Consider the following 13,445-nt stretch of genomic DNA (forward strand, 5'->3'; position numbering starts at 1 on the left):
ATTATAAGAACATTAAAGCACCAACGGTGTTGTAAGTGGTTTCATCAATAAGAATGGCATTTCCTGTTTTTGAATTTTGAGTAAATGAGTCGATAAACAAGTACTGATTGGTGCGTAAACTAATTTGGGCAATATCATTTAGTTTAACCGTATCTCCTTCTGTAAATTGCCATTCGTTTATATTCCATTTGCGATTTACTTGTTGTACTTTTACACGAACCGTTTTAAAGCGATGTTGTAATAGATAGGTTTTGCCCACTTGTAAGTCGGTGTTATCCAACCACGATACCCAAGTATCTATTTGGTTGGTTTCTTTAGGTAGTTGATTATTTAAAACTATGGTGTCTCCACGGCTAATATCAATATTGGCACTAAAATGTAATACTATATTATCTCCCGCTGTTACTTGCTCCATCTTTTTTTGATTTTTCTCAATTTTAACAATCGTAGTTTCAATATTAGCTGGAAATATTTTAACCTTATCGCCTACCTTATAAGTTCCACTTAACACAGGTCCTGCATACCCTCTATAATCATGATTTTCTTCATCTTTAGGACGGATCACCCATTGCACTTGAAAACGAGCGGGTAAATCATCCGTTGAATCGATTTCTACACTTTCTAACGTTTCTAAAATGGATTTCCCTTTATACCAAGGCGTATTTTCAGAAGTATTTACCACATTATCACCCACTAATGCACTTACTGGGATGTATTGAATTTCATTGTAATTCAATTCGTTTTTTATCTTTTCAAAATCTTTTTGAATTTGATTGAATGTTTCTTCAGAATAACTTACTAAATCAATTTTATTAATTGCGATAATGGCTTTTTTAATTCCCATTAAGGAACCAATACTCGCGTGACGTTTCGTTTGCTCTGTAATTCCTTTACGAGCATCGACTAAAATGATAATTAAATCGGAGTTTGATGCTCCCGTAATCATATTTCGTGTGTATTGCTCGTGTCCTGGTGCATCTGCAATGATAAATTTTCTTTTTGATGTGGAAAAATATTTATAGGCTACATCAATAGTAATTCCTTGCTCTCTTTCGGCACGAAGTCCGTCAGTGATTAACGACAAATCGATGTCAACTCCTTCTTGCTTGGTTTGTTTTTGTAGAACCCCTAATTGGTCTGTATGTATACTATCAGAATCGTATAAAAGTCTACCTATTAAAGTGCTTTTACCATCATCTACATTTCCTGCTGTTATAAATCGTAATGTGTTCATTTTATTTCTTTTTAGGCATTAGCCAAAAGGCAAAAGCCATTAGTTCTTAAAAATATCCTTGCTTTTTTCTGTCTTCCATAGCGGCTTCTGAGAGTTGGTCGTCCAGTCTAGTTTGTCCTCTTTCGCTGATTCTGGTTTGAATAATATCATCAATAATATCATCAATGGTTGCTGCTTGTGATGGAACGGCTGCGGTACACGTCATATCGCCTACGGTTCTGTATCTTACTCGCTCAACCACTACTTGATCTCCAGCTTGTGGCTGAATAAATGCTGAGGTTGCCACCAATTTGTCTTGGTGGACGATACATTCTCTATCGTGGGCAAAATATAAATTAGGCAATTCGATATTGTATTTTTTAATGTAGTTCCACACGTCTAATTCGGTCCAGTTACTAATAGGGAATACTCTTACGTTATGTCCTTTTTGAATTTTTCCGTTTAAGATGTTCCACAGTTCAGGCCTTTGTAATTTAGGATCCCAAGCTCCAAAATCATCACGAACCGAGAAAATTCTTTCTTTAGCTCTTGCTTTTTCTTCATCACGACGGGCACCACCTATACAGGCATCAAATTCATTTTCTTGTATGGTATCCAATAAACTGTAGGTTTGCAAAGCATTACGTGATGGAAAACGACCTGCAGTTTCTTTTAAATTGTATTTTTTGATACTGTCTTCTACGCTACCTACGATAAGTTTTTCTCCAATTTGAGCTACTAGTTTATCTCTAAACTCTATAGCTTCAGGAAAATTGTGACCTGTATCGATATGTACTAACGGAAAAGGAAATTTTCCTGGTCTAAATGCTTTTAAAGCTAAGTGTATTAATACAATTGAATCCTTTCCTCCAGAGAATAACAAAGCAGGTTTTTCAAACTGAGCGGCTGTTTCACGAAGGATGTAAATAGCTTCGTTCTCTAATTGTTCTAAGTAATCTATATTTTTTTCCATTTTTATTTATCTCAAATTTTTCACGTAGACTTTTACAAAATTAAGCACTAAGTTACGCAAAGATTTTAACCATAAAACACGAAGTCTCACTAAGTTTTTTAACCGCAAAGTGCGCAATCATTTACGCAAAGGTGAATGGTTAAGTTTTTAAGTTCAATCATCTATTTTCTTTTGGCTAATGGCTTTCCACTTTTTCTAAATTCTGATTTCTAATTTTACTTATGTAATCCGCATTCTTTTTTGATTGATCTTCCCACCACCAACGTCCAGCTCTGAAGTCCTCTCCTTCTTTGATGGCTCTGGTACACGGCGCGCAACCTATACTTACATAGCCTTTGTCGTGTAGCGTGTTGTAAGGAACACCATTTTGTTTTAAATAACTAACTACTTCTTCTAGTGTCCAGTTTAGTAGCGGATTGTACTTATATAGTTTAAAATTTTGATCCCATTCTAATAATGGTACGTTTTGACGGTTTTGTGACTGCTCAGCTCGTAGTCCCGTTATCCAAAGGTTGGCTCCTTCTAAAGCTCTGTTTAACGGTTCTACTTTACGGATGTGGCAGCATTCTTTTCTGTTTTCTACGCTCATATAAAACCCATTGATTCCTTTTTCATTTACATATTTTTCTAAAGTAGATGCTTGAGGATAATAGGCTTTTATTTGGTTTCCATATTGTAAATTGACTTTATCCCAAACGTTATATGTTTCTGCAAACAATCTACCTGTATCCAAAGTAAATACTTCTATATTTTTTAATTTATTGGTAAAAATTTCATTTGTAATTACTTGATCTTCTATACCAAAACTGGTTGAAAAAATAATTTTACCTGTAAAATTTTCGCTTAAAAAACGAAGGCTTTGCCCCAAGTTATTCGAATATTTTAAAAAGTTTTTTATTTGTTCTGTCATCATGCTTTTTTTAAAATAAGAAGACCTCTTGAAATTCAAAAGGTCTGCATCATTATATAAATATTAAAATTATTTTTACACATACCTCCTTATGTCATTTACAACAACTAGCCGTAATTATGATGATTGTATTTAAGTATGTATTTTCCATTTTTTATTGTTTAAAATTTATTTATAAAAAAACTCCTCATAAAATGAGGAGTTCGTTTTTATTATATCGTATATTAAGTATATATACAACGACACACTCCTCAAGATTTTGAGTAGCACATACAACAGTTGTTATTTTTAATACTTTTTTTCATACGTTTATGTTTTATTTACATTGAGAGAAATGATTACCTCTTTCTTACTTATTTTTTTATGTTACTTTGATTTAACATTAATTTCTAAATTGCTCAATGAATGTATTTGTATGTTCAAATACTGGTTTACAATAATTTTACAATTGCACGACAAATATAACACGTTATTTTGTAAGTTAAAAGAGTATTTTTTATTTCCATAATCTTTAAAGCTATAACAAATATTTAGCTATATTTTATCTACAAACAAGGCAATTTTACGAAAAAAAAGTCTATTCTTCTGGTTTATCTCCTGTATAATAGTTTTTTTGTCTTTCTAATCCGTAATTTAATTTGTCTATATCAGGACTCGATTCTTGAATTTCTTTATAAAGTTCTTCATAATCTTTTGAGTGTAAACTACTGGGTACTACGTGCGTATCGAAGTTTAGTTCAATTTTATTATTGGGAATAAAATTTCCGTATATATAAATTTGATGTTGCACATAGCCTGTATTTTTGTTTGTATCATATTCAAAGTGTAAATAGCCTGTAGATTGTGGTACTATATTTTTTATATTGGAATCATCTGCTATGATACATCCACATGAAGTTTGAATTTCTTTTATTTCTAATAAGTTTTTCCCTGTATTTTTAACAGGAAATACGATATGTAGTTTTTCTCCTTGGACAACTGGAAAATAATGTCTTTGAGGGTCTTTTACCTCTATAGTTGTGCTCTGTCCTTCTTTTTCGCAACTTATAAAAAATAATAGGGGTAAAATGGCTATTAAATTCTTTTGAAATAAATGGGGCATTAAAAAATTAAAATAATTGTATTTCATCACAGGCTGTCTTTCTATTTTTGGTATCGGTTATTGTTTTTATTACTATATTGTCATTCTTAAGAATGGTTATTTTTGTTGTATAAATGCCTTTTCTTTTTTCTTGTTTAGATCCGGGACTTTCTGTTAATTCAGCCCATAAAACGCCATTTTTATAAACTTGAACTTTTATAGGAAGAAAGATTTTTAGATCAGGATTATTGAGAAAGTTTACTTTTAGGGTGGCATTCTCAATTTCTATACTGGGAAGTCTAATGGCTAAATCTTCTTGGCTAGTTAAAAGCCATCCATAATGATAATCGGAAATTAATCCAACTGAATTATCATTTAGGACATTTATATTGGGATAATCTTCATCTAATTTGGAGAGTGCTTCAAGTTTTTTACTAAACAATTTGTTTAGAGGGTATTTATTTTTTATGATTTCTTCTTCAAATTCTTTTAAAAAAGCTTGAATAGAGCCGTTTTCTTCTTTAAAATTTTTAAGATCTTGGTAGTTTATATGTTGTTTTAATCTGTTGTACACTTCTATTATTTGGGGTTTTATACTCATTGTATTGTTTTCTATTGTATAATACCCATTTTCAGTATTTCCGTTTTCTAATGAGAGTTTTAAATATGTAAAGCTTAGAGCAACTAGTAGCTCTCTTATTTTTATTCTTTCTTTTGTTTGTTGAGTGGCGTTTGCTAGCTTGTTTAGTTTTTCATAAAAATGAAAAAAATGTAACGGGTTTAAATTTTTAATTCCTTTGTCATAAATAGAACATGAAAGGTTTTGTTTCTCGGCTAGTTTTTCAAAATCTAGATAATATTCTGACAGAAATTCATGATTTTGAGGAAACTCTTGTTTAAAATAGTTTTTTATTAGGTCTTCTATTTTTAGATTATAGTCTATAAGTAATGAAGAAACTACAAATGTTTTTAATTCTTGAAAACTGGTATAATCATAACCACTTCCGTTAACAAACACCCCTTTTATGCCTATTTCATTAAAGTACTCTAATTGTTTTTTAAAGCGATAAAAAAAGGGGTATGGGGTTAGATAATCATCAAAATTGGATGCGTAATCCCATAAATAGATTTTATTTACTTTTTCTTTCCATTTCAGGCATTTTTCTTCAAATTTTTTCACTTCTGGTTTCTTTTCAAAGTGTACATTTTTTGGAAAATCAATAGTACTAATCATTACTCCTACATTTTTTGAAGTTTTTTTAATTGGTGGAATTTCTGTTGTACGATAGGATGTAGTAAAGAAATTATATTTGGGGAATTCTTTTGCTAATTTTTCAATTAAATAGATAACGGAAGGAGTAGCATTTGAAATGGTATTCCCTAAGTTTTTGCATTTGGAGTCTAAACAAACGAAATCGTTATCGTTTGGAATAATCATAAAGGCGTAATTTTTATGGGGATTGAGTCCAAAGTTATCTATTATATAATTTTTTAAAAATTTATATGTTGCATCAGAAGAAAAACATATTTGTGATTTATTTCTTTTGTTTTCTACTAGAGCAAATGTTTGAGAGCTATTTTCTTCAATTAATAGTTTTCCTAAGTTATGCCCCCAAATTCCCCAATCATTTTCAACATTATTACAATTATAACGTATATCGGATTCTGTTTGTAAGACAGGATTAAAATGAGGTTCTCTGTACTCAAATGGAAAACGAACCGTATTTTCTTTTATTGATATAATAGCGGGTAATAGGTCTTGGGTTATGATTCTATCATCTTGAATACTTAATTTTTTTAGAAATTGATTAAACAACCATTTTAAATTTTTTTCGGAATTTGCGATGAGTTGAATTTCTTTATTTTCTTGTACTTTTATTTGATAATCGAATAGGTTTTCTGAAGACAAAATTACTTTTATCAGGAGTCCTTCTAGATTTTTATTTTTAGAAATTATTTCGGGTTTTGAGGTTCTTTTTTTAAATTCATTATAAAAATAGTCTTTTTCTAATTTTTTTAATTTGGTTTGATGTTCAAATAGAATCTTATATTGATCAGAGTATAATTTAACATCTTCCAAATCGGCATGCGCCTTTAAGGAACAACCAGAAGACACGAAAAGAAAACGATTGCTAAACAAAGTTTAACAATAGTGGAATTGGAAGAAAATATTTCTTTAATCATGTAATATAAAAATAGTTATTAAAATGAAATTTGGGTTTGAAAGTAGAGATTATACATGTTTGTATAGTTTTTTTCGGATATTTTTATTGTATTCCAACTCCCTAAAAGTCCGACTGTAAAATTTGAATTTATCATATATTTAGGTCCAGCTCCTACCATTGTATTAAAAGCATTCCATGTATTATATAAATTAAAATTTAGTGATTGCAGATCGGAAACTGTTCCTATTGAACCCTCTACTTGTAGACAACTTCTTTTTTCATTAAAGACATAAAATCTAGCGTCTGTACTACAGTTATAAAACATTGTATTATCTATAGAAAAGACACCTGCTTTTATATTCCACCAAGCAGACGACCAATCTTTTGACAAACCTAAAATTCCTTGAATCATGTTAATCTGACTAGGTAATTGTCTAAAACCTAATCCTAATTCGATCTCATAATCGTTACCGAATGCTTTATACAAGGACAATTGGGTCTGGATTTTAGAAAAATATTTTGTTCCATATCCTGCATTTAATCTGATGTATATTTTGTGATTAAACGGATGGTACCATTCTATTATAGATTGGGTTCCTGTTCCTTCTTCTCTACCCGAATAATTTAAACGAAAAGTATAGGTGTTTTTATTTCCTTTATGGTTATATTCCATCGTAGATATAGAGGAATATTCTTGACTTCCTTGAATTCTACTTCTTAAATGATAGATTCCTATTTCGTCTTTAAAAGTTTTATTTTCTAATATTTGTAAATGTCTTTTAAAGTCTGACAGTTCCATTAAGGATGGTTCGTATTGTTTTTGATAGTAATAAGCGGAGTCAAAAACTTTTTTTGTTTCTAATAACAACCCTTTATCATACTTTAGTTCTTTATTGTCTTTATCAAAGAGTAGTGCTGAATTTACTAATTCTAATGCTGCATCATGTTGTTTATCCTTAAGTAATTCTTTTGTTTTAAAATGTACATTTTCTGAATATATATTAACCAATGGTTTATTCCGTGGAAATTTTTTCAAAAGAGGTAAAGCTACTGTCATGGCATTATCATATTCTTTTTGGGCGGTATATGATTCTGCTAATTTTACTTTAAACTTCAGATTGTCTGGATATTGTGTTGTTGCCTGTTTTGCAGCATCTAGCATAGCTGTATTATCTTTCATTTGATATGAAAGACTGATTGCGTATTGTAAACCTAGCTTGCTAGCAGGTTTTACTTCTAGTATTTTCTTTACAACTTGATATGCTTCCTCTATATTTTGTTCTTCTAGTGCTTTTTTTACAAATGCTAATCCTTCTTCTTCAAAACCGTTTGCGTATATAGTCTTTTTCGGTTCATTTGATTTTTCTATCAGTTGTAAGTACATATCAAAGGCATTGGTGTAATCCTCTGATGCAACTAATGCGTTTATTTTTTTTAAATTTCTAGAATCATCATTTGGTTTTTCTCTTAGAAAATCATTGATTATAGCAAGGGCTTTATCATACAATCCTGTTTTAAGATAACATTGAAACAATCCTAATTTTGCGGGTTCATAATAATCATTTTGTTTCTTTTGATTTGAAATTTTTTGTAGTAATTCGATTGCTTCAAGATGATTTCCCTCTAGCATAAATTGTTTAGCTGTATTATATTGAAATGCTATAAAATCATCTCTAACATCAGAATCATTTGGGAATTTTGAGTATAATTTTTGTAATAACTGATTAGACTTTGATTCATTTCCTAGTTGTTTGTAAACAAAATATTCTTTTGACAAAATTTCTTTTGTCTCTCCTTTTACTTTTTTAGCTTTTGATATAAAGTCGAGTGCATCATTATAATATCCTTTACTTATAGAGTTGTTTAAAAGATAAGCTAATGCTTCTTCGTCTTTGGCGTTTTTTTCTAATATTTTACCATATAATGTATAAGGGTCGTGATTACTTTGAATTCTTGCCGACTCTATGACTAATTCATCATAACTTTTTTGAAGTTGGGGATCATTTTTTTTGGCCATTTTTCTTTTTAGGAACTCTAATGCTTCTGCATTTCTATTCATTTCTGATAAAATGGCTACTTTTTTTGTTATATACAGTCTGTTTTCTGGAAATTTTTGAATTCCTTTTTCTGCATACAAAAGTGCTTTTTCTTTATCTCCAGCTGTTAATAAACTGTTTATAATATCTACATAAATATCGGCTTGTTTATTGTCTATTTTTGCTAATTCTTCGGCTAAAGTAACGGCTTCATTTAACTTTCCTTCTTTTTTAAGGCGTATTATCTCCTGTTGTGTGTTGTATATGTAATCTTTTTGAACACTTTCGTCTTCTGGATATATCTGATTTAAGCGTTTTAGCATTCTACTGGTTTCTGTAATATTTCCTTGTAGCCTGTATATTTCTATTTTTTTTATCCATAATTGCTTCCAATATGGGTTTACTTCTAATAGTTCATTTATATAACATATAGCACTTGAATAGTGTTTGGAGTTCATTTCTACATTTACGAGTAGGTGTTTTGCATCAAAATTTGTTTTATCGTATTGCAAAGATTTGACTAATTGATAACGTGCGTTTTGATAATCTTTTTAACATAGTAATATCTACCCAGAAGCATTCTGAGATTGGAATCTGTTTCATCTTGTTTTAATCCTTCTTCAATGATTTCTTTTGCTTTTTGCCACTCTTGTTTTTTAAAATATTTTTTTGCCATAATGGAATAATCTTCCATTGTATCTTGTGCATTTAAAAAACTTATTGAAAATATGAAAACGAATAATAGGAGGTAATTTTTTGATAACATTTTTAGTAATACATTTATTCCACTTCTTGATTTTCTACAGCAGGAGTTGTTGTTTTGTTTTGGGCAAAACCTTGACGAGTCATTTGCCCCCATTCAAATTTTTTACGTGATAAGAAATCTACATATCCTTTTAAACTATAAAAAACGATAAGTGGATGATAGATAAAAGGTTCTATTAGTGTAAAAAAACAAAGTTTTAAATATTCACCAAAGGTTCTGTATTGTTCTTGTACTAATCTATCCAAATAAATCGTTATTAAGGAAAGGCATATTCCAAAGAGATAAACAAATGTTAGCATAATACTTGCTGTGTAAAAATTTATTCCTTTGGCTATTAATAGATATACGGTATATAGATATCCAACTAATTCTATAAGGGGTGCTGAAAACTCAAAAAATAAAGTATAGGGTAGAGTAATCATTCCTAGTTGTTTATATTTTGGATTAAACAGGTATTTTCTATGCACTGTGAAAATCTGTAATAAGCCACGAGCCCATCGCGTTCTTTGTCTATTCAATATTTTAATATTGGGCGGTCCTTCTGTCCAGCAACAAGTATCTGGTATTTGAACAATTTTATAATCTTTGTTAAAATTGCACATATAGCCTATTATACGAGTTGTTAAATCCATATCTTCCGCATGTGATGACGGATCATATCCTCCAGCAGCAATAACTACTGATTTATCAAACATACCTAATCCTCCTGATATATTACCTATTGCATTTATTCTAGACCAGCCCATTTTTCCAATTAAATAGCTTCTTAAATATTCAACTTCTTGAAAAAGGGGGATTATTCTATTAGGTACTTTAACTTGGGTAACTACTCCATTTTGAACAACGCAACTATTGGCCATACGCAGGGTAGCACCTACTCCAATAACTTGTGTTTTATTGATCAAAATAGGTTTAATCATTTTGATAAGTGCATCACGAGACAAAATACAATCTACATCTGTGCATAAAAAATAGGGATAACTAGACGCATTTATACCAGCATTAGACGCATCCGCTTTTGTTCCTCCATTTACTTTATCTACCACTGTTAACTTTGAATAGGCTGGGTTTGTAGATTTTAAAATTCTTTTTAAAGGTTTGGTTTTTATTTTTTCTACATAAGCAAAAGGTGTTTCAACTAACTCAAAGTTTTCTATCAGCAATTCTAATGTACTATCTTTACTACCATCATTAACGATAACTACTTCAAATTTTGGATAATTTAGGGTCATCATGGAGTGTACATTATCAATGATGGTCATTTCTTCATTATATGCGGGTGCCACAATGGAAATTCCTGGGGCAAAAGGGGTCTTCAAGAAATTTTCATCCATTTCTTTACTTTGATTTTCTTTATACTTTTTTATTTCTTTATAACCATAAATAATGAGTATAAAGTATATTATTGTAAGCATGGAAGCATAAAGAAAAATTATACCTTGAAAAATATCAGTCATATTATTAGTTGTAGTTTCCGTCGTTTTTTGACGTACTGTTATTATTTAAGAATAAAAGGTTTACACTTTTATTAGTGGATTTTTAATGTGTTCAAAGATTAAATTTTCAAAACCATCATCAATTTTAGATTCCATTTCATTAATCAGATTTACTCCGTCATTATCATAGTTATAGATAGCGCGTCCTATTGTAATTTTTAAGCTTGTATCAAATGTTTTATAAAAAGCTGATTTTAGGAACTCTAATCCTTTGTCTGGTTTTGTTTCTGTAACTGTTTTTATAATACTGTGCTGAACTGATATCGGTTCAAAATCATAGTTTGCAATTAGAGCATCTTCTATATTATTATTTTGAAGGACTCCTATGGCTTCAATCAAAGCTTTTCGAACTTTAGAATTGGTAGTTTATGTTAAAAGTGTTAGTAAAAACGGAAGATTATCTTGTTGTTTATAAAAAGATGTTTCGTATATGAAAAAACATTTTAAGTCAATATTTTCCGTCCTAGTAATCCACTGTGCAAAGTTAGGTATAAATTCTTTGGATCTTTTTAACAGAATTTCGTGTATTTGAATTTTATCCCATTCTGTAAATTCACTATCAAAATCCTCATTAAAAAAACGAAATGGATCATGTTTACTTAAATAAATATAGGCTTTTCTTGCCTTTTTACGTAATGCTTCATTTTTATCATAAACTAATGAAATAATAACGGATTCGGATATAGTCAATCTTAATTTTATAATCTGAGAAAGACCTTCTAATTTGGTCTTAAGATCTCCTTTTAATAATCTTTCTTCCCAGAAAGACTTTAAATCAAAAAAGTATAAAATTTCATTAAAATTATGTAAATCCGACACTTCGTCCTCATCTATTAATTCAATAATAGTTTCAGTAATTAATAACTTGTGTGATTTTTTAAATTCATTTTTATTTTCAAAAACAAGTTTAATATCTTCTAATGTATATTCTTTAGGGGAATAAACTATTTCTTTTATTTTTTGTAAATAAATTAGGTTCAGTGTCTTTTTTTGAATTGCCACTGATTTTTTTTCTCAACTTAAATACATCAGTTTAAAAAAGTTATAGTATATGTAAAAATAAAAACAATACTTAAAACTATAGCTAATTGTAATACAGGAGATAATTCTGAAATTGAAAAATAACAATCTTTTAAAACAAAAATAATTTTATCCATGTAATCCGGGTTACCGCTTTTTTATTATACTTAAATCAAACAAAACACTATGAGCGTTATATTGGATCACCTGAACAACGTTTATTAAAAGGATATATTTTTTAACAACCTTTATTTAACTTTAATTTAACTCTTTATTAACTTACATCTGTAAACACTTCTTTAAATTTAACAAGTATTTCCTGAATTTGTTCTAATCCAACTGAAACACGTAATAGCTCAGACTCTAACTTATTTATTAACAAATAGTTCCTTCCCTTTTCTGTTTGTAATAAATCATAGTGTGCTAAATACACATAAGGCATTACTAAAGTAAATTCTGTTCCTAAACTGGGTCCTTTAGGCATTTCTAAAAAGTCATAGAAGTTGGAAAGACTTTTATTAAATACTATCGATATTAATCCCCGGAATTTTATCCGAAGTAGCTATTTTTTTATAATTTTCATACGATTTATCACTTTTAACGCTTAAGACTTGCTTGATTTCAGGTTGATTTGAAAAAAAATCAATCAAGATTTGTGTCGATAAAGAGATATTTTCTATTCTTTCTCTATATCGCAATATTTCAAATCCTAATCTTTCTATTTCTCCTTTAAAGGGCTTTATTACGTATTGTTTAACCTGATATAGCAAGTCTAAATTTTTAGACACAATTGCCCCCATCAACAGGTCTCCATTTCCACAAGCAAATTTTGAAAGACTTTCAACCGCAATATCACAATATTGTAATACATTAAAATTAAATGGTGTAATAAGCGTAACATCTAATAATAATTTTATATTATATTTTTGACATATAGAATAAAGTTTTTGTACATCGACACAATCTAACTTAGGATTGGAAACTACTTCTGTTACTAACAACGAAATACTTTTATAATTTTTCTTTAACCAAAGTTCTAATTTTTCTAAATCATAAACATCTACTTGCCAATAATTATTATCTCCTCTTTTTTGAATTATTTCCATTGTATCTAAATACAACCAACCTAATTGCACAATGCCTTTTTTTTCTTCTAAAATATTTTTTTGAATAATAGCTTCACAAACTGAAAATACAGCATTAGCCCCTGAATTAGTTAAAACAATATGTTCGTGAGTTACGTTATATGCTTGAGTTAAAATTTTATAGATATTTTTATTGGCTTCGGATAATTTTTTTCTTTCTTCTTTATATAATTGACTAATCAGACCTAAATCAAATAATATTTTTTCTGCTTGCCGAGAACTTATAATTAGACCTGCATTTCGGATATAATCATTTATTATTTTCAATAATTTATCATCTGATTTTATCAATAAGAAAACACCATTTGATAACTCAATAAAATTTAATTTCACATTAAGCATTTCACACAAAATAGTATACGCTTTTAGGGAAGAAATAGGCACAACTAAATAATTTTCAGGTATTTGTTTTTCTTTTTTAATATAATCAACTAGTTGCTGAACTAATCTATTTCTAAAAAACCGAGGATATCCCGATTTCATTTTCTCTAGTATTTCTTTATCTGCTTCTTCATACTTAATCACATCACAAATAGTTGGTAAGCTAACTGAAACGGCATGAGGATTATCAAACGGTATTGATGTACCACAAGGAATATGTTTTAAATAATCATACATTTTTAATGAATTTTTAAAGTTA

General features: G+C 29.4%; 11 protein-coding genes and 1 pseudogene. All 12 read right to left on the bottom strand.

Annotated features, from left to right (window positions below; genetic code table 11):
* Position 1: 1 nt before the first annotated feature.
* Positions 2-1,234 carry a sulfate adenylyltransferase subunit 1 gene (locus JJC05_RS05990; protein WP_105195374.1) on the bottom strand — a complete coding sequence of 411 codons (1,233 nt, stop codon included), beginning with the start codon at positions 1,232-1,234 and terminating at the stop codon, positions 2-4.
* 46 nt (positions 1,235-1,280) lie between these two features.
* Positions 1,281-2,186, bottom strand: a complete 906-nt coding sequence (cysD, locus tag JJC05_RS05995) for a sulfate adenylyltransferase subunit CysD (RefSeq protein ID WP_105195373.1) — start codon at positions 2,184-2,186, stop codon at positions 1,281-1,283.
* 215 nt (positions 2,187-2,401) lie between these two features.
* A pseudogene (locus JJC05_RS06000) lies at positions 2,402-3,096 on the bottom strand (phosphoadenylyl-sulfate reductase).
* Between the two features lie 577 nt (positions 3,097-3,673).
* Positions 3,674-4,225, bottom strand: a complete 552-nt coding sequence (locus JJC05_RS06005; RefSeq protein ID WP_105195371.1) for a DUF1573 domain-containing protein — start codon at positions 4,223-4,225, stop codon at positions 3,674-3,676.
* Entirely contained in the window at positions 4,206-6,317 is a 2,112-nt protein-coding gene (locus JJC05_RS06010) for a DUF4838 domain-containing protein (RefSeq protein WP_235878549.1), read from the bottom strand. The genes JJC05_RS06005 and JJC05_RS06010 overlap by 20 nt, the downstream gene beginning before the upstream one ends.
* A gap of 62 nt (positions 6,318-6,379) precedes the next feature.
* On the bottom strand, positions 6,380-8,890 hold the full coding sequence (locus JJC05_RS06015; RefSeq protein WP_235878551.1) for a tetratricopeptide repeat protein: 2,511 nt from the start codon (positions 8,888-8,890) through the stop codon (positions 6,380-6,382).
* A gap of 8 nt (positions 8,891-8,898) precedes the next feature.
* Complete coding sequence (locus JJC05_RS06020; RefSeq protein ID WP_235878553.1) at positions 8,899-9,144, bottom strand: tetratricopeptide repeat protein; 246 nt, start codon at positions 9,142-9,144, stop codon at positions 8,899-8,901.
* A 14-nt stretch (positions 9,145-9,158) separates the two neighbouring features.
* A complete protein-coding gene (locus JJC05_RS06025) occupies positions 9,159-10,601 on the bottom strand; it encodes a glycosyltransferase family 2 protein (RefSeq protein WP_105195368.1) in 1,443 nt (480 codons plus the stop codon).
* A gap of 60 nt (positions 10,602-10,661) precedes the next feature.
* Complete coding sequence (locus tag JJC05_RS06030; RefSeq protein WP_235878555.1) at positions 10,662-10,979, bottom strand: hypothetical protein; 318 nt, start codon at positions 10,977-10,979, stop codon at positions 10,662-10,664.
* A gap of 27 nt (positions 10,980-11,006) precedes the next feature.
* Positions 11,007-11,642, bottom strand: a complete 636-nt coding sequence (locus JJC05_RS06035) for a hypothetical protein (protein WP_127823567.1) — start codon at positions 11,640-11,642, stop codon at positions 11,007-11,009.
* Positions 11,643-11,934: 292 nt separating this feature from the next.
* Positions 11,935-12,144: a hypothetical protein gene (locus JJC05_RS06040; RefSeq protein ID WP_235878556.1), complete on the bottom strand. Its 210-nt coding sequence runs from the start codon at positions 12,142-12,144 to the stop codon at positions 11,935-11,937.
* Between the two features lie 34 nt (positions 12,145-12,178).
* The gene (locus JJC05_RS06045; RefSeq protein WP_235878557.1) at positions 12,179-13,423 is read right to left on the bottom strand and encodes a PLP-dependent transferase; all 1,245 of its coding nucleotides are present in this window, start codon (positions 13,421-13,423) and stop codon (positions 12,179-12,181) included.
* Positions 13,424-13,445 lie beyond the last annotated feature (22 nt).

The organism is Flavobacterium davisii, from assembly GCF_019565505.1.
GTDB lineage: Bacteria > Bacteroidota > Bacteroidia > Flavobacteriales > Flavobacteriaceae > Flavobacterium > Flavobacterium davisii.